The organism is Pseudidiomarina tainanensis, from assembly GCF_900115255.1.
Classification (GTDB): Bacteria; Pseudomonadota; Gammaproteobacteria; order Enterobacterales; family Alteromonadaceae; genus Pseudidiomarina; species Pseudidiomarina tainanensis.
Map to the genome: position 1 here is coordinate 40,318 of NZ_FOYU01000001.1, position 17,843 is coordinate 58,160.

Annotated in this window: 11 protein-coding genes; 8 read left to right on the plus strand and 3 right to left on the minus strand. The window is 47.2% G+C overall.

What is annotated here, in order from left to right:
• Positions 1 to 24: 24 nt before the first annotated feature.
• Positions 25 to 1,800 (plus strand): acyl-CoA dehydrogenase C-terminal domain-containing protein, encoded by a 1,776-nt coding sequence (locus tag BM292_RS00195; RefSeq protein WP_092854141.1) that lies wholly within the window; start codon positions 25 to 27, stop codon positions 1,798 to 1,800.
• 42 nt (positions 1,801 to 1,842) lie between these two features.
• Here the strand turns inward: BM292_RS00195 and putA are convergent, their stop codons facing one another.
• A complete protein-coding gene (gene putA, locus BM292_RS00200) occupies positions 1,843 to 5,010 on the minus strand; it encodes a bifunctional proline dehydrogenase/L-glutamate gamma-semialdehyde dehydrogenase PutA (protein WP_092854143.1) in 3,168 nt (1,055 codons plus the stop codon).
• Between the two features lie 228 nt (positions 5,011 to 5,238).
• Here putA and BM292_RS00205 point away from each other — a divergent pair, with 228 nt between their 5' ends.
• Positions 5,239 to 6,729, plus strand: a complete 1,491-nt coding sequence (locus BM292_RS00205; protein ID WP_092856779.1) for a CYTH domain-containing protein — start codon at positions 5,239 to 5,241, stop codon at positions 6,727 to 6,729.
• An 8-nt stretch (positions 6,730 to 6,737) separates the two neighbouring features.
• Positions 6,738 to 9,476, plus strand: coding sequence for a bifunctional [glutamate--ammonia ligase]-adenylyl-L-tyrosine phosphorylase/[glutamate--ammonia-ligase] adenylyltransferase (glnE, locus tag BM292_RS00210; RefSeq protein ID WP_092856776.1), 2,739 nt, complete (start codon positions 6,738 to 6,740; stop codon positions 9,474 to 9,476).
• A gap of 9 nt (positions 9,477 to 9,485) precedes the next feature.
• Here the strand turns inward: glnE and lpxL are convergent, their stop codons facing one another.
• Together lpxL and tolC are read right to left on the minus strand one after the other, a co-directional pair.
• Positions 9,486 to 10,415, minus strand: coding sequence for an LpxL/LpxP family Kdo(2)-lipid IV(A) lauroyl/palmitoleoyl acyltransferase (lpxL, locus tag BM292_RS00215; protein ID WP_092856782.1), 930 nt, complete (start codon positions 10,413 to 10,415; stop codon positions 9,486 to 9,488).
• Positions 10,408 to 11,769 (minus strand): outer membrane channel protein TolC, encoded by a 1,362-nt coding sequence (tolC, locus tag BM292_RS00220; protein WP_092854145.1) that lies wholly within the window; start codon positions 11,767 to 11,769, stop codon positions 10,408 to 10,410. The genes lpxL and tolC overlap by 8 nt, the downstream gene beginning before the upstream one ends.
• Positions 11,770 to 12,013: 244 nt before the next feature.
• Between tolC and BM292_RS00225 the strand changes: the two genes are divergently transcribed.
• From BM292_RS00225 to parC, 5 genes are read left to right on the plus strand one after another with little or no spacing between them, the layout of a single operon-like run.
• Positions 12,014 to 12,619 (plus strand): NUDIX domain-containing protein, encoded by a 606-nt coding sequence (locus BM292_RS00225; protein WP_092856785.1) that lies wholly within the window; start codon positions 12,014 to 12,016, stop codon positions 12,617 to 12,619.
• Positions 12,616 to 13,056 (plus strand): DUF1249 domain-containing protein, encoded by a 441-nt coding sequence (locus BM292_RS00230; RefSeq protein WP_092854147.1) that lies wholly within the window; start codon positions 12,616 to 12,618, stop codon positions 13,054 to 13,056. The genes BM292_RS00225 and BM292_RS00230 overlap by 4 nt, the downstream gene beginning before the upstream one ends.
• A 3-nt stretch (positions 13,057 to 13,059) precedes the next feature.
• Entirely contained in the window at positions 13,060 to 13,638 is a 579-nt protein-coding gene (locus BM292_RS00235; protein ID WP_092854149.1) for a YqiA/YcfP family alpha/beta fold hydrolase, read from the plus strand.
• 56 nt (positions 13,639 to 13,694) lie between these two features.
• The gene (parE, locus tag BM292_RS00240; protein WP_092854151.1) at positions 13,695 to 15,587 is read left to right on the plus strand and encodes a DNA topoisomerase IV subunit B; all 1,893 of its coding nucleotides are present in this window, start codon (positions 13,695 to 13,697) and stop codon (positions 15,585 to 15,587) included.
• 14 nt (positions 15,588 to 15,601) lie between these two features.
• Entirely contained in the window at positions 15,602 to 17,842 is a 2,241-nt protein-coding gene (gene parC / locus BM292_RS00245; RefSeq protein WP_092854153.1) for a DNA topoisomerase IV subunit A, read from the plus strand.
• The last annotated feature ends 1 nt before the right edge of the window (position 17,843 follow it).

Sequence of the window (17,843 nt, forward strand, 5' to 3'; positions counted from 1 at the left end):
CATCGTCAGCAAAGAGGTGTTGTTATGGCGGATTATCGTGTTCCACGTGAAGATATGCAGTTTGTGCTGCAGGACGTTTTCCAAGTTGATAAAGATTGGGCGCAGTTCGGCGAGCTTGCTGAATTGGATATTGATACCGCTGTAGCGATTATCGATGAAGGCGCTAAGTTAGCAGAAACGCTCATTGCTCCAAATGCTCGCGCCGCAGATGAAGAAGGCGTGTCTTTTGACAATGGCGTTGTGACTACGCCAAAAGGCTACAAAGAAAACTTTAAACAACTAGCCGAAGGCGGTTGGGTTGGTGTTACCGCTAACCCTGAGTTCGGTGGCATGGGATTGCCGAAAAGTGTATCCGCCCAGTACGAAGAAATGCTATGCGCAGCTGATATCTCGTTCTCACTTTATCCTGGCTTAACTGCTGGCGCGATTATGACGATCGATCAGCACGCTGATGAAAGTCTAAAAGCGACCTATCTCGAGAAAATGATCACAGGGCAATGGACCGGATCCATGTGCCTCACTGAACCGCATGCGGGCACTGACTTAGGTATCATCCGTTCAAAAGCGGTACCTAATGACGATGGTAGTTTCTCCATTTCAGGGACTAAGATTTTTATCACTGGTGGTGAACATGATCTTGCTGACAATATCATTCATTTAGTGCTGGCCAAGTTACCTGACGCACCAGCCGGCAGCAAAGGTATCAGCCTTTTCTTGGTACCAAAGTTTCTGGTTAATGTTGATGGTGATATTGGCGAGCGTAATGGCGTTCACTGCGGCTCTATTGAGCACAAGATGGGGATTCATGCCTCAGCAACATGCGTGCTGAACTTTGATGGGGCGAAAGGGTGGTTAGTCGGTCAGCCACATCAAGGATTACCAGCCATGTTTACCATGATGAACTACGAACGTCTTGGGGTGGGTATTCAAGGGTTAGGCGCAGCCGCGCGCTCTTATCAAAATGCTTTGGAATACGCGCAAGATCGTATTCAGGGTCGCGGCGCAAAAGCAACGCGTGAACTGGATAAAGAAGCTGACCCGTTAATTGTGCATGGCGACGTGCGTCGTATGTTATTGACGATGAAGGCGTTCGTTGAAGGTGGTCGTGCCTTTTCAACTTACGTTGGCCAGCAGTTAGACATTGCAAAATATGCACAAGATCCACAGCAAAAAGCTCGTGCCGAAGCGTTAGTTCAATTACTCACGCCGGTGGCAAAAGCCTTTTTAACTGACACCGGATTTGAAACTACTGTGATTGGTCAGCAAGTATTTGGCGGACACGGGTTTATTCGTGAGTGGGGTCAAGAGCAACTAGTTCGCGATGCCCGTATTGCTCAGATTTATGAAGGCACCAATGGTATTCAAGCACTTGATTTATTGGGGCGGAAAGTCGCTGGTTCACGAGGCGAACTACTTAAGCCTTTATTGGAAGATATTCAGGCTCTTTTGGCAGAACCACAAGCTGGTTTAGAAAAAGAATATCAGCAATTGGCGGAGGCAACTCAGTTAGTTGGCAAGGTCACGAAACATGTACTTGAGCGTGTTACACAGGATGAAAATATCATCAACAGTGTTGCTGTCGAGTATCTGAACTTGGTCGGTTATGTCGCATTTGCATATATGTGGTTGCGCATGGCAAAAGTTGCTCAACCGTTAGTTGACGAGCGCCCGTATCTGGCAAGCAAAGTGAAAACTGCGAAGTTCTATATGGCTCGTATTTTACCGCGTATCCACGGTTTGGTTGGAGCGATTGAGGACGGCAGTGAGAGCCTTTATAAACACGAAGTGGGCGAGTTTTAGTCGCCCACCTTATTTGAATTTCAACGTAATAACTTGTTGTCGCTAGTCACCTAGTGACAACAAGGTTGCATTACCACCAACCGCAGTAATGTTGTTGGTGCGAGTTTTTTCCGTCACAAAACGGGTGAGGTAGTGCGGGCCACCAGCTTTCGGACCAGTGCCTGACATTCCGCGACCACCAAACGGTTGCACGCCAACCACCGCACCAATCTGGTTACGGTTGATGTATACGTTACCCACATCGATACGACGAGCGATATCAGCAGCAAAGGTTTCGTTACGGCTATGAATGCCGAAGGTTAAACCGAAACCGGTACCGTTAATACTTTCGATCACTTGGTCAAGCTCGCTGGTTTTATAACGAATAACGTGCAAGATTGGGCCGAAGTTTTCTTTGACTAACTGGTTAATGCTATCAATCTCAATCGCAGTTGGAGCAACGAAAGTGCCGCCATTGGTGTATTCAGGCATTGGCGCTCGAGCAATCAAGCGACCAGCTTGTGATATATCATTAATATGTTGCTCAAGGTTGCTTTTCGCAACGCCATCGATCACTGGGCCAACATCGGTTTCATGCAACATCGGGTCACCAACTTTTAACTCTGCCATCGCACCTTTGAGCAAATCAATCACGCGATCCGCAATATCGTCTTGTACAAACAATACGCGTAATGCTGAACAACGTTGGCCTGCACTCTTGAAGGCGCTAGCAACAATGTCGGTAACCGCTTGCTCTGGTAAGGCGGTTGAGTCGATGAGCATGGCGTTCTGACCACCAGTTTCAGCAACTAATGGTACGATTGCGCCGGTACGGGCTGCCAAAGCACGGTTAATTGACTGCGCAGTGTAGGTTGAACCAGTAAAGCACACGCCGCCGATATCTTCTTGCGAAACCAAGAAGCTACCTACTTCAGCACCACTGCCTGGCATATAATGCAGTACGTCACCAGGAATGCCAGCCTCTAATGCCAATTGAATTGCACGGAAGGCGATTAAACCGGTTTGTTCAGCAGGTTTCGCAATGACACAGTTTCCAGTTACTAGAGCAGCAGCGATTTGGCCCATAAAGATAGCTAATGGGAAGTTCCACGGGCTGATGCAGATAAATGTACCGCGACCTTGTAGGAACAATTCGTTCGTTTCGCCAGTCGGTCCTGGCAATGTCGTACCATCGCCCATCAATTCACGTGCTTGCTGCGCATAATAGCGACAGAAGTCAACGGCTTCCCGAACTTCATCAATACCGTCTTGTAAGCTCTTACCAGCTTCCATGGTACACAGCGCAATAAGTTCATTGCGGTTTGCTTCCATTAAGTCAGCTAGCTTCTCTAGCGCAGAGGCGCGAACGTTAACATCAGTATCACGCCAGCGACGATAAGCCGCGTTTGCGCTTTGTAATGCTTGCTCAGCGAGCGCTTTGTCACCCCAACAAATTGTTCCAATCTGTTGACTAGTATTCTGTGGGCTATGAATAGCGACGCGATGGTGTGCATCAACCACATCACCATTTACAATCGGACCACCTTGCCATTGCTTATCACGATATTGATGAACGGCGTTGATAAAATCATCAGCTTGCGAGTGAATGTTCATATTCAATCCTAACGAGTTTTTCCGATCGCTGAAAATCTGCGTCGGTAATGGAATCTTATGGTTTGCGAAGTGCTCATGCTTCAGCATGGTACGCAGTGGATGCTCGGTGAGCTCTGCAACAGGCGTTTCTGGGTCCACTAGTTTGTGTACAAACGAGGTGTTCGCACCATTCTCAAGTAATCGACGCACTAAATACGGCAATAAGTCTTTGTGAGCCCCCACTGGTGCATAAATACGCACGGTTACCTTCGGGTCTTGCTCAAGCAAAGTGTCATAAAGGTCATCACCCATGCCATGCAAACGTTGAAACTCAATACGACGTTCGTATTTCTTATTGAGTTCACGAATCGCGACAACCGTTTGTGCATTATGCGTTGCAAACTGCGGATAAATGGCGCCATCGGTAGCCGGACTCATTAGATAGTGAGCACAGGCGAGATAAGATACGTCAGTGTTGGCTTTGCGCGTATACACTGGGTAGCCTTGTAAACCGTTTACTTGGCATAGTTTGATTTCGGTATCCCAGTACGCACCTTTTACCAAGCGCACAGGAATTTCATCGCCGCACTCACGCGCTAACGCAGTCACCCAACAAAGTACCGGTAATGCTCGCTTCGAATAGGCTTGCACAACCAGGCCAAAGCGCGGCCAGCCTTTGCATACGCCACTGCGGTACACCTTCTCGAAAAGCTCGAGTGAGAGTTCAAGACGGTCCATCTCTTCAGCATCAATGCTCACACCAACGTCAGCTTCTTTCGCTAGTTTTACCAGTTCGGTGAGGCTTGCTGCGAGTTCAGTAAGAACACGTTCATGATTCGCGACTTCATAGCGCGGATGCAAAGCCGATAACTTGATCGAAATTGTCGGTCGCGGCGCATTTGGGTTGTTGAAGTTTTCTTTGCCAACAACTTTAATCGAGTTGACATAATCAGCGTGATAGCGACGTGCATCAGCCATCGTCAATGCTGCTTCACCCAACATATCGTATGAGTGGGTATAACCTTTATCGCGGTTATTTCGGCTATTTTTTAAGGCTTCTTGAATTGTGCGACCAAGAACAAACTGGGTCCCCATAATTCGCATGGCAGCATAGGTTGCCTTGCGCACCACCGGCGAACTCAGGCGACGTACCATGCGACGGAACACACCGCGTGGCGTTTCCATCGGTTGCCCCGTCGGGTTAATCATGCTGTTAGTTAAAGCAAGACCCCACGTTCCGCTATTAACTAGCCACGAAGCGCTCTGTCCCATATGACGTTGCCAATCACCGCCGGACAAGCGATCTTGGATAAGAGCATCTGCTGTCGTCGCGTCGGGAATACGCAGTAGAGCTTCCGCAAGACACATCAAAATGATGCCTTCTTTGGTATCAAGACTGTACTCTTGCAAGAAAGCGTCGACGCCACCGCCATCAGCACGGTCGCGAACTTTATTCACTAAATCGGTTGCTGCCTGAGTTACCGTATCAAGAGTTGATTCTTCTTGAGGGACTAAAGGCAATAGCTCACGCAAATAAGCATCTTCATCTACCAAGTAGTTGGCAGTTATCGCTTTTTGGAGTCGACCAAGGTCGGCGCCGGTATACTGAGCCGCAAGTACTTCACTCGCTTTGAACATAGCATCTCCTGTTGGACTCAGCCCAAGGCTGGCGGTGACATATTTCGGGCGCCAGTATATGACTTTTTTGGCGCGCGTAAAGCCTAGTCTGAACAGATTTTTTTTAATCTGTAAAACGCGCCCACGGTGCATTTTTTAAACACCGCTGTCAAGCCCAATTAAGTTGACCCGCACAATGAGTACGAGTAACGTATGAAGCAAGCAAAATCAACGTGTAAGAGACCACTTGTGAGTCAAGAAATAGAACTTAAGTTACTGGTAGAACCAGCCAAGCGCGAGGCCGTTTTGGCGTTGTGTCAGCAACTGGCAAAAGAAGCGCAACCAAGCCAACTTGAATTGAGCAATGCATATTTCGATACGCCAGACCTGCAATTGCGTCAGCACGATATCGGATTACGTATTCGGCGCCGCGATGATCAACGCGAACAAACTGTTAAATTGGCTGGCGAGGTATTGGGCGGTATGCATAGCCGTCCCGAGTACAATGTTGTGGTTACTCAAGACCAACCTGACTTAACGCTGTTTGAGGAAGACATTTGGCCGGACGAATTTCCAGTATTTGATGTACAACGTGAGCTGACAGAAATATTTCGCACCGATTTCACACGGCATCGTTGGCACATTGCCAGTGGTGATGGCGTTATCGAATTAGTATTCGATGAAGGTAGTATTATTGCCAACGATAAGCGTCGTTCAATTTGTGAAATAGAGCTAGAGGTTCAAGGTGGTGACGTTGCACAAGCATACAAACTGGCTCGACGGTTTATTACCCGCGTTAATGCGCGCGTAGGAAGTTTAAGCAAAGCGGCGCGCGGCTATTTATTGGCCGAGAAATCAGTTCTAGAGCCATTTACGCATGCGCATTTTGTTCGACAACAACCGAATGATGACGCTGGTAGCGGCTTGTACCGTGCGCTAGCATACGCACTACAGTATTGGCAGCACAACGATGCTTGCTTGAATGAGCAGCCCAGCGTGCGCGCAGTTGCTGGAATTACCGATGGTATTCGCTTATCAAAAGTGGTGTTACAGCAGCTGGCGTTATTTGAAATTGATGTCAGTGACCATATTGTACGCTTAGAGCAAGTGTTGGGGCATCTCGGTTGGTTGAGTCGATATGATGGGCTTAACGAGCTGACCGCTGAAGATGGCGCCTATCATCGCGCGCTAGAACAAAATCAGAAGCTTTATGATGAAATTCTTGAACAGCAAGAACATGCGGTTCAGCTCGAGCTTGTGATTAACTTGAGTAAACGAGATGACTATCAACTGACATTGTTTGAATTGGGCGAGTTATGTGCTCAACAACCACGACATGAACAACTCACTCAGCTCCCACTGAAGCAATGGGCAGCACAACGTTTGCGCGAAGATTGGCAACAAGTGTTAGAGGCATTTACTCGCCATGAGGAACTTCGCGCGGACCAGTATTTAAAACTCTTACCGCAGTTACAAAGCTCCTTGCAATTGGGATATTGCGTCGGCTATTTATTTGACGCTGATGACCGTGAAAGCTTCCGTGCTCCATGGCAGGATATGCTCCGCGGTATTCGAGAGATTATGGCTCTCAAACTATTGCGAGAAGCGATAAAAGATACCGATGACATAAACACCGACAAGCTATTAAGTTGGCAAGAGGTGCAACTGGAATCACTGCTATACGCCCTAGAACGTTCACGGCGAGCAGCTCTCAAACAAGAGCCCTATTGGATTCTGTAACGGTGGAAATGCTAACGCGGGTAAAATCAATTAGCGAGTTCGTTGCTCGTGTACTGGAGCAACAGCCGGATGCAATTGTCTGGCAAGGCGAACAAGTTGTATTGCCTTCGGTCACTGATTATCAACGTCTGTTAGACGAGCATCTTGGGCAATGCACAAATGAAACTGAGGCGAACCGTTTGGTGCGGCAGTTGCGGCAGCGTTGGTATGCAACCATTGCAGCGGCTGATTTATTGCAACAAATGTCCTTAGAGCAAGTTCTAGCGCATATTACCGCCACAGCTGATGCATTTATCAGTGCTTCATTGGCATGGCTATATCCGCGCTTTTGTGAGCGCTTTGGTACCCCGCGCGATGAAGACGGCACAACACTACCATTGCTAGTTATCGGTATGGGCAAACTTGGTGGTGGCGAACTCAATTTCTCCTCGGATATCGATCTGATTTTTTGCTATCCGCAGCAGGGCGAAACCGACCATCCTCGTAAACCTATCGAAAATAGTGTGTTCTTTACTCGGTTAGCTCAAGCGTTAGTGAATATGCTCGATCAAATTACCGCCGATGGACGCGTGTTTCGTGTTGATTTACGTCTGCGGCCTTTCGGTCAGTCTGGGCCGGTGGTCGCAAGCTTATCTGCACTTGAGTATTACTATCAGGAGCAAGGGCGTGACTGGGAACGCTATGCGATGGTGAAAGCGCGTATCATTGGCGCTGAACCCAATTATCAACACCAGCTATCGGCATTGTTACGTCCCTTTGTCTATCGCCGCTATATCGACTTTTCTGCGATTGATGCATTACGCAAAATGAAAAGTTTAATTACGCAAGAAACTCGAAGAAGAGGGCTTGAACGAAATATTAAGCTGGGGCCCGGTGGGATTCGTGAAATTGAATTTATCGCTCAGGCATTTCAGTTAATTCGCGGTGGACAGCAACGTCAGTTGCAAACGCAATCAATTTATCAAGCTTATCGTGCTATCGCCGAACTCGGATTACTGACGCCAGAAACGGTAGATGAACTTCTAGATTGTTATACGGTTTTAAGAAAAATGGAACACGTATTGCAACAGCTCAATGATGAGCAGACACAAACATTACCGGACGATGATGCTGCACAGCAACGTATCAGTTTAGCCTATCAAAAACCTTGGCGAGAAATTGACGAATTAATCAAAATAACGATGACCCGTGTTCATCAGCATTTTCGTCAAGTGATCGGTGACCCTGACGCTGAAGATGAAGAGGCCGGTGAGTTACAGCTGCTGTGGCAAGATATGATCGAAGATGACACTGCGGTAGATGTATTGATCGATTTAGGTTTAGCAAAAGCCACGGCACAATTGATATGGCAACAAGTGAATCAGTTACGCATGGATGTGCGCAAACGTGGTTCAGGCCCTCGTGGGCGCAAAGCGATGGCACGTTTGGTCCCACTATTGCTCGAGCGAATTGTCCAATTTGCTGATTCTGATTCGGTACTGGAGCGGGTGTTCCAAGTGCTCCGAAAAATCATGACGCGTACCGCCTATGTCGAATTACTTGTAGAGAACAGTGGCGCACGTGAACAATTGATTAAGTTATGTCGAGCCAGCTCATGGTTAACACAGCAATTAGCGACCTATCCACTGTTACTGGATGAGTTAATTGATCCCCAACATCTCTATCAACTACCTCAGTTAGAGGAATATCCAGCGCTTCTAGATGAGTTTCTATTACGCCTTCCGGAACAAGAACAAGACTTAGAAGCGCAGATGGATGCGCTGCGCCAAGCGCGACAAGTGCTGCAATTAAAAGTGGCGGCTGCAGATATCAGTGGTGCACTGCCGCTCATGAAAGTGAGTGACCATTTGAGTTACCTAGCTGAAGCAATTATTGCAAAGGTGGTACGACTCGCGTGGTTCCAGTTAACTGAAAAGCACGGAAACCCGCCGGGTCGGGATATCGACAACATGGGTTTTGCGGTATTGGCCTACGGTAAGCTTGGCGGGCTGGAACTTGGTTATGGTTCTGATTTAGATTTAGTATTTATCACCGACTCAGATTATTCCGGTGAGACTAACGGACCGAAAGCAATCGAAGTTCAGCAGTTCTATTTGCGGTTAGCACAACGAATTTTACATTTATTCACCACGCGAACCTTGGTCGGTACGCTTTATGAAGTCGATATGCGTTTGCGGCCATCAGGTAAGGCTGGGTTGTTGGTATCGAGGGTTGATACCTTTGCTGGCTACTTGCGCGAAGATGCTTGGACATGGGAATTACAGGCTTTAGTGCGTGCGCGTCCAGTATTCGGTAGTCCGGAGTTATGCCAACGGTTAATCGATATTCGACAACAACAATTGTCGCTAAAGCGAGACAGGACAAGTCTGCGAGAGCAAGTGCTCAGTATGCGTGAAAAAATGCGCGAGCATCTGCAAGCAAAAGTGGAAGGCTTTGAGTTTGACGTTAAGCAAGGCGCAGGTGGTATCACTGATTTGGAGTTTCTCGTGCAGTTTCTCGTATTGTGTTATGCCCATGAACACAGTGAACTGACAGAATTTACGGATAATATTCGTATATTAGAACAAGCGGCACAGGTTGGCTTGATGCAGTCTGAACAAGCGCAGAATCTTATTAATGCGTATATTGGTGAGCGCGAAGTTGCGCACCAATTAGCTCTTGATGATCGTGGTAACGTAACGCGAAGAAATTTAGAGGAATATCGCCACACGGTGATTGATGCGTGGCGATATTGGCTGACTGACTAACGTTACTAGTTAACGTTGATAAAGGTCGGGATCATCTTCATTAGGACGCGTTTTGAAGCGGCGATGAATCCACATATATTGTTCAGGTTGCTGCTGAATAGCGAACTCAATCATATGATTGACACGGGTGACGTCGTCGACATCATTGCCGGTTGGGAAGTTTTCAAATTCCGGATAAAACGTCATGTCATAGCCGCTACCATCATCCCGTCGAAAGCAGGTAACCGGTAACACAGCACAATTAGCATTACCGGCAAACAGCAGGGTACCTGTTGTTGTACTGGCTTTTTCAACCGCGAATAGTGGGGCGAAAACAGTCCGCTTTCGGCCGTAATCTTGATCTGGCAAATAACCTGCAATTTCGCCTTGGTCGAGCGCTTGTAACATACTTCGTACGTCGGTGCGCGGAATCATGTACTTGTTTGAGCGTCCGCGCCCCAAGGTCTGAAGATATTCCATGACTGCATTATTGTGTGGTCGATAAAGGCCAACCGCAGGTTTCACAAAGCCATGTAAGCGAGCATGAACTTCAAGGCTCAAAAAGTGAAACAATAAAAGTAATACACCTTTACCATCCTTCTGTGCAGCGTGCAGATGTTCCTCGCCATGCACATGCAACTTACGACGAATACGCCAATCGGGCCACCACCATGCCATGCCGGTTTCGAAAAAAGCGATACCGGTATTTTGCATATTTTTTCTGACGAGAGATTCGATGTCGCTTGAAGACATATCTGGAAAACAGAGTTCGAGATTACGTCTGGCGATAGCGGCACGGCGGGGAACAAAGCGGTAGAAGAGTCGACCTAAACCTCTACCCATTCCTAGCTGCCAACGATACGGCAGCCAAGAAATGGTATAGAGAATGCCGACGCTGAGCCACGTTAACCAATATTTTGGTAATAGAAAACGTGCCTCAAAGTGCGGTTTTTCAATTATTTTCATTAATCAAGCTTGCGTTAATGGCTACTAAATCTTGTTCACTAATTAGGCCTGAAGCTTGCTTCAAGGTCAAATACTGACGAATGTATCCATAACGAGCGCTCGATAAATTACGGCGAGCATTGTACAAATTACGTGTGCTATTGAGTACGTCAACAATGGTACGTGTGCCGACTTCAAAACCAGTTTGTGTCGCTTTCAATGCGCTTTGCGCTGATACAACGGCCTGCTCGAATGCACGAATCGTCGCTTGTGAAGCCACTACATCGTAATAGGCGTTACGTACTTGGCGTTCAACGCCGCGACGAACACCTTCAAGCTCTTGGCTTGAGGCGACATAATTTTCACGTGCTTGATCAACTTCTGAAGACGTTCTAAAGCCGGTAAAAATTGGTACGTTTAAGGACAAACCAATTGAGTTTGAATCCATACGCGGCATATCAATCTCGTTACCACGGGCTGTTGTTGTGGTATCGCGAGTTGAGTATGAACCGTTCAATGAAACTGTTGGTAAGTGGCCATTACGCGCTAAATCGATTTGTTGCTCAGCAATTTCAACAGATACGCGCTGAACGAGTAACTGTAAGTTTTTGTCTTCTGCAATTTTTACCCACTGCATGGCATCTGCTGGCGCTGGGCTCTCAGGAGCAAAAGTTTCAGTATTTAATTGCGCGAGGTCTTCATGATAACGACCAGTGATTTCACGCAATGATTCTTGCGCAATTTCTACCGCATTTTTAGCTTGGATTTCCGCTGCCACCGAGGTGTCATATTGTGCTTGCGCTTCGTGCACATCGGTAATTGCCGTTAAACCAACAGAGAAACGTTGTTTGGTTTGCTCAAGTTGACGCTCGATAGCTTTCTTTTCGGCGGTTGCAAATTCCAAATCATCTTGACGTTCAAGTACGGTGAAGTAGGCATTAACGACGCGAATCATGAGTTGCTGACGTACACTTAAATAATTCACTTCAGCTTGATAAGCTTGCTTCTCACTTAATTCTGCGCGATCCCAAACGTTCATATCGAATACTGTTTGACTCAGGTTTACACCCGCATTCCAGCCACGGTTTTCACTATCAATGACGATAAAGCTTTGGGCCACGGAATCGTAAGTCGCGCTCTCGGATTCATTGCGAGAGTATCCAGCAGAGAGGCTCACTTGCGGCCAAAAAGCTGATTTGGTGATATCGATACCTTTTTGTGCGGCGCGGCGCTGAGCATCAACTTGTTGTAGTGTAGGATCGTTTTGCAATGCAAGTTGGAATACTTGTGCAAGGTCGTCGGCATAGGCAACACTGGTTGTTGCGCTGAGCGTTAAGCCGACTAAAACTGATAATACGTGCTTTTTCATGGATAGGGTGTCCTAATTATTTGAAAGCATCATCTTGCCAAAAAACTGGCTGCTATTTTACATACACTCGTGAATGTTTACTAGTTTACCGTTAAACGAATTTAAATGCATGGCGCCAGTTGCAACAGAATGGGTTCAAGTGTAACTAATTATGTGCCAAAGATGGCTTTTTTTACAATTGTTATGAATCAATTTCGCGTTCAATCGAGTACATAAGACGTTAAATAACGAGAAAAGGTTGCTTGTGCAAAAATATCATCAAAACGACGTAAAAATTATCGAGAAAACACCGATTAGAGAGGGTTTTCTTAGTATTTACAAATTACAGTTACAGCACCGTTTATTTGCGGGTGAATGGTCACCTGTATTTGAACGCGAAGTTATGGACCGAGGCCATGCAGTGGTGGTGCTGCCATATGATCCGAGCAATGATGCGTTGGTGGTGCTCGAACAATTTCGAGTGGGTGCCTTAGATACTGGCGCGTCACCGTGGTTGCTCGAGTTTGTTGCTGGCATGTACGATAGCCACGATGAAACGGCAGAGCAGGTGGCCCACCGCGAACTCGAAGAGGAAGCTGGGTTAACCACTGATAGCTTACATTATGCGCTCACGTATTTATCAACCCCCGGTGGCTGTACCGAAAAAATATCTATTTTTATTGCACTGGTTGACAGTAGTAAAGCTGCGCGTCATGCCGGATTAGCCACAGAAAATGAGGATATCCGTGTGCATGTATTGCCGTTCGGTGACGTGGTGCAATTGCTCGAAGCAGGAAAAATTAACAATGCTGCAAGTGTGATTGGGCTACAATGGTTGCAATTGCACAAACGCCAATTTGAGGATTTATGACAACTGATGTGATTCGAAAGCGTTACAAGTTTGACCTCGCAGCTCTGCAAAGACTTGCGGCGATAAACTATGCCGCGCTGCGACCAATCATTGCTGGGGTCAAACAGTCGGGCTCAAAAATCATTAAGGTAGGGCAACAATTACGGTTTGCGGTGACGGTGTTAGAAACCGCGCCTTACACTACTGAAGTTAGAATTGAACAACAGGCGTTGATGACGCAGTTACCGGGATTGCGAGAAACGCAAATTGATGTGCGTCTCTATCACGATGCGCAGTTAGCCGAAGTGGTTAGAAGCCAAGGTGTCGGTCGATTGCAAGCAAGCTATGAGATACCGAACCCCGATATGCACCATGCCGATGAAAAGCATCAGGTCAACCATTTTTTACAAGAGTGGTTGCAACTTATTCGAGCGAATGGCTATTTCCAGGAGGTTTAAGCCTTGTTGTTATATTTACATGGATTTGAAAGCTCGCCAGCCAGTTTGAAAATCATCCAAACCCAAGATTATTTGCAGGCCCAAGGTGTCGACGCGAACTTACTCTTTGCACCGCAACAACCGCCGCGTATGAGAGCGATTCGAGCCATGCTGGATGAGCTGATTGAGAAGCAGCCAATCAGTGCAGTGATGGGCAGCTCGTTGGGCGGTTTCTGGACCCACTATGTGGTGAGTCAACTGCACCGCCGTCAACGCCAGGTTCGTGGCGTTTTGATTAATCCAGCGGTGCACCCTTACAGTTGGATGCCAGAAGAAATGGTTGAGCGGGTTCATCCATACACGCAAGAACATTATCAACTCGACATTAACGACCGTGAAGTTTTAATTGCAGCAGAAGAACAGTTCTCGCAAGATGTCGACTTAATGGTGCTATTACAGGCTGGCGATGAGCGTCTGGATTATCAGCTCGCTCGAGATTATTACCGAACTCAACGAATGCTTGTTGAGCAGGGCGGCGATCATAGTTTTGTTGATTTTCCACGCTACTTGCCAGCTGTGCTTGAGTTTCTCGACGTCCTGTAACAGTATATGGGCATTCCTATAACAACGATTCCGTGCAACACGAGATAAAGAAGCGCATGTCAGATTACAAAGCCGATGCGATAGAGGTCCTCAATGGCCTCGAACCGGTCCGTCGCAGACCGGGAATGTACACCGATACCACGCGCCCCAATCACTTAGGTCAAGAAGTCATCGACAACAGTGTTGATGAAGCCCTAGCTGGCCATGCACGCGAACTGGTGGTGACATTACACCCTGATCAATCACTTGAAGTACAAGATGATGGTCGTGGTATGCCTGTTGATATTCACCCTGAAGAAGGCGTGCCTGGGGTCGAATTAATCATGACCAAGCTCCATGCTGGGGGCAAGTTCTCGAATAAGAATTATAAGTTCTCCGGTGGCTTGCACGGGGTCGGTATCTCGGTTGTGAACGCATTATCAACACGAGTTGACGTAACGGTTAAACGCGACGGCCAAGTCTACCAAATGGCATTTGAGAACGGTGATAAAGTTGCCGAACTTGAAGTAACCGGTACAGTTGGTAAGCGTAATACGGGAACTAATCTGCGCTTTTGGCCAGACCCAAAATATTTTGACTCGCCGAAATTCTCAATATTGAAACTGACGCATTTATTGCGCGCTAAAGCAGTTCTATGTCCGGGTTTAAAAATTACGTTTCGTAATCTTGTCGATAATGAAGAGCAAACATGGTTTTACGAAGATGGTTTACGTGACTACCTAGTTGAAGCGGTCCGAGAGTTACCGACACTTCCTGAAGAACCATTTATTGGTGCATTCTCCGGCAACGAAGAAGCGGTTGATTGGGCTGTGACATGGTTACCTGAAGGCGGTGAGGGAGTCACTGAAAGTTATGTCAACCTGATCCCAACACCACAAGGCGGTACGCATGCCAATGGTTTACGCCAGGGATTGCTCGACGCCATGCGCGAGTTTTGTGAATTCCGTAATTTGTTACCGCGTGGTGTGCGTTTAACACCTGAAGATATTTGGGATCGCTGCGCATATATCTTGTCGGTAAAAATGCAAGATCCGCAATTCGCAGGTCAAACGAAAGAGCGTTTGTCTTCACGTCAATGTGCGGCATTTGTTTCAGGCGTTGTGAAAGACTCTTTCAGCTTGTGGTTGAATGAACACACTGAACAGGCAGAGCAATTAGCGGAACTATGTATCAACAATGCCCAGCGACGGATGCGGGCGAGTAAAAAGGTTGTTCGTAAAAAGGTCACTCAAGGTCCTGCATTACCGGGGAAACTGACCGACTGCGCAACACAAGACCCTTCCCGTGGTGAATTGTTTCTCGTTGAGGGTGACTCAGCTGGTGGTTCGGCCAAGCAGGCGCGCGACCGTGACTTTCAGGCGGTAATGCCATTGCGCGGAAAAATCCTAAACACTTGGGAAGTCGAGTCTGATCAAATCTTAGGTTCGCAAGAAATTCACGATATTTCAGTAGCGCTGGGTGTGGACCCAAACTCTGACGATTTAGAACAATTACGTTACGGCAAAATATGCATTCTTGCCGATGCGGATTCCGATGGATTACACATTGCAACTTTGCTTTGCGCATTGTTTGTCAAACACTTCCGAGCGCTGGTTGATCATGGCCATGTATACGTTGCGATGCCGCCATTGTATCGCGTTGACGTTGGTAAAGAAGTTTACTACGCGCTGGATGAAGCGGAAAAGCAGGGCATTTTAGATCGTATTGAAGCAGAGAAGAAAAAAGGCAAAGTGAACGTACAACGCTTCAAAGGCTTGGGTGAGATGAACCCTTTACAATTACGCGAAACGACCATGGATCCGAATACACGACGCTTGGTGCAACTGACTGTTGATGAGCCAGAAGCAACAGAAGAGTTAATGGATATGCTGCTTGCCAAAAAACGCTCGGGAGATCGTCGCGATTGGCTGGAAAGTAAAGGTAACTTAGTCGACTTGGCCGAGCTTTAAGGAGAATTATTCACATGTCTATGGACGCTTTAGAGCAACTCCCATTACGCAAATTTACTGAAGATGCGTACCTGAATTACTCCATGTATGTGATCATGGATCGTGCTCTGCCGCACATTGGCGATGGTTTAAAACCAGTTCAGCGCCGCATCATTTATGCGATGTCTGAACTTGGTTTATCGGCACTAGCGAAATATAAGAAATCAGCGCGTACTGTCGGTGATGTTCTAGGTAAGTTTCACCCACACGGTGATATTGCATGTTATGAAGCCATGGTCTTGATGGCGCAACCATTTTCGTATCGCTATCCATTAGTTGATGGGCAGGGAAACTGGGGTTCGCCAGATGACCCGAAATCGTTTGCAGCGATGCGTTATACCGAAGCACGCCTATCACGATTTAGTGAGGTTTTGCTCAGCGAACTTGGCCAAGGTACTGTAGATTGGGCGCCAAACTTTGATGGCACCATGAAAGAGCCGCGCATGCTACCGGCTCGTTTACCGCATATTTTGCTAAATGGTGTTACCGGTATCGCGGTTGGGATGGCCACTGATATTCCGCCTCACAACGTACGTGAAGTAGCGCAGGCTTGCGCATTGCTACTGGAAAAACCGAGCGCTGATTTAGCTGAAGTAATGGAGCACTTGCGTGGTCCGGACTATCCAACGGATGCGGAAGTTATCACGCCTCATCAAGAAATCGTGAAGATTTATGAATCTGGGCGTGGCACGATTCGCATGCGCGCGAAGTATCACATGGAAGACGGTGAGGTGGTTATCACGGCGTTGCCACACCAAGCCTCCGGTGCCAAAGTACTCGAACAAATTGCCGCCCAAATGCAAGCGAAGAAGTTACCAATGGTGACTGATTTACGTGATGAGTCAGACCACGAAAACCCGACTCGCTTAGTCATTGTGCCGCGCTCGAATCGCATCGATGTCGAGCAAATGATGCAACATTTGTTTGCGACAACTGACCTTGAGAAAAACTATCGTGTCAATTTGAACATGTTAGGACTCGATGGTCGACCGCAAGTAAAATCAATTCTAAGTGTTCTAAAAGAATGGTTGGTATTCCGCCAAGATACCGTCACCCGTCGTCTGCAGTATCGTCTAGACAAAATCTTAGCGCGCTTACACATCTTAGAAGGCTTATTAATTGCTTATCTGAATATCGATGAAGTGATTGCTATCATTCGTCATGAAGATGAGCCTAAAGCTGTTCTTATGGAGCGTTTTGGACTCACGGACACGCAGGCTGAAGCAATTCTTGAATTGAAATTGCGGCATTTAGCAAAACTTGAAGAGTTTAAGCTAAAAGGTGAGCAAGACGAGCTCGAGCAAGAACGTCAGCAACTTGAATTGTTGCTAAGCTCAGATCGTCGTATGAAGACACTTATTCGCAAAGAGATTCTTGCGGATGCTGAAAAATATGGTGATGACCGCCGTTCGCCACTTATCGAACGCCAAGAGGCGAAAGCTCTGAGCGAGCGCGATTTAACGCCAGCTGAAGCTGTGACTGTGGTGCTCTCGAAAAAAGGTTGGGTGCGTGCTGCCAAAGGTCATGATATTGATGGCGCTAGCTTAGCGTATAAATCGGGCGACAGTTATTTGGCTCAGGCCGAAGGCAAAAGCAATCAGCAAGTGGTATTTCTTGATAGCTCCGGCCGCAGTTATTCTTGTGAAGCGCACGGATTACCGTCCGCAAGAACTCAAGGTGAGCCATTAACTGGCCGCTTTAGTATGGTTGCAGGTGAAACGGTCGATCAGGTGCTTATGGCGAAAGATGACCAGCGTTATCTATTAGCTTCAGATGCAGGTTATGGTTTTATTTGTAAGTTTGGAGATTTGGTAAGCCGTAATAAGAACGGCAAGGCTATTTTGAACCTCCCAACTGGTGCCAAGATATTACCCCCAAGTACCGTCGGTGATCTCGAAAATGACCTGTTAGCTGTGGTATCAAATGAAGGTCGTATGTTGTTGTTCCCAGTTCGTGATTTACCTGAGCTAGCAAAAGGTAAGGGGAATAAAATGCTCAGTATTCCGACGTTGCGAGCACAATCACGAGAAGAATACGTGGTTGCGGCTGCTGTCGTCCCAGCAGACAGCCCGATTACCTTACTCGCTGGCAAGCGCAAGCTGACGTTAAAGCCTTCAGATCTTGAGCATTATCGCGGTGAACGTGGTCGTCGTGGAAATAAATTACCACGTGGATTACAGCGAGTTGATGCAATTACTGTTGAAAATCAAGACTGAT

What these genes read in the sequence shown, in the direction of transcription:
- BM292_RS00195 (WP_092854141.1), top strand. Translation starts at nt 25, where the DNA reads ATGGCGGATTATCGTGTTCCACGTGAAGATATGCAGTTTGTGCTGCAG.
- putA (WP_092854143.1), bottom strand. Translation starts at nt 5,010, where the DNA reads ATGTTCAAAGCGAGTGAAGTACTTGCGGCTCAGTATACCGGCGCCGAC.
- glnE (WP_092856776.1), top strand. Translation starts at nt 6,738, where the DNA reads ATGCTAACGCGGGTAAAATCAATTAGCGAGTTCGTTGCTCGTGTACTG.
- tolC (WP_092854145.1), bottom strand. Translation starts at nt 11,769, where the DNA reads ATGAAAAAGCACGTATTATCAGTTTTAGTCGGCTTAACGCTCAGCGCA.
- BM292_RS00230 (WP_092854147.1), top strand. Translation starts at nt 12,616, where the DNA reads ATGACAACTGATGTGATTCGAAAGCGTTACAAGTTTGACCTCGCAGCT.
- parE (WP_092854151.1), top strand. Translation starts at nt 13,695, where the DNA reads ATGTCAGATTACAAAGCCGATGCGATAGAGGTCCTCAATGGCCTCGAA.
- parC (WP_092854153.1), top strand. Translation starts at nt 15,602, where the DNA reads ATGTCTATGGACGCTTTAGAGCAACTCCCATTACGCAAATTTACTGAA.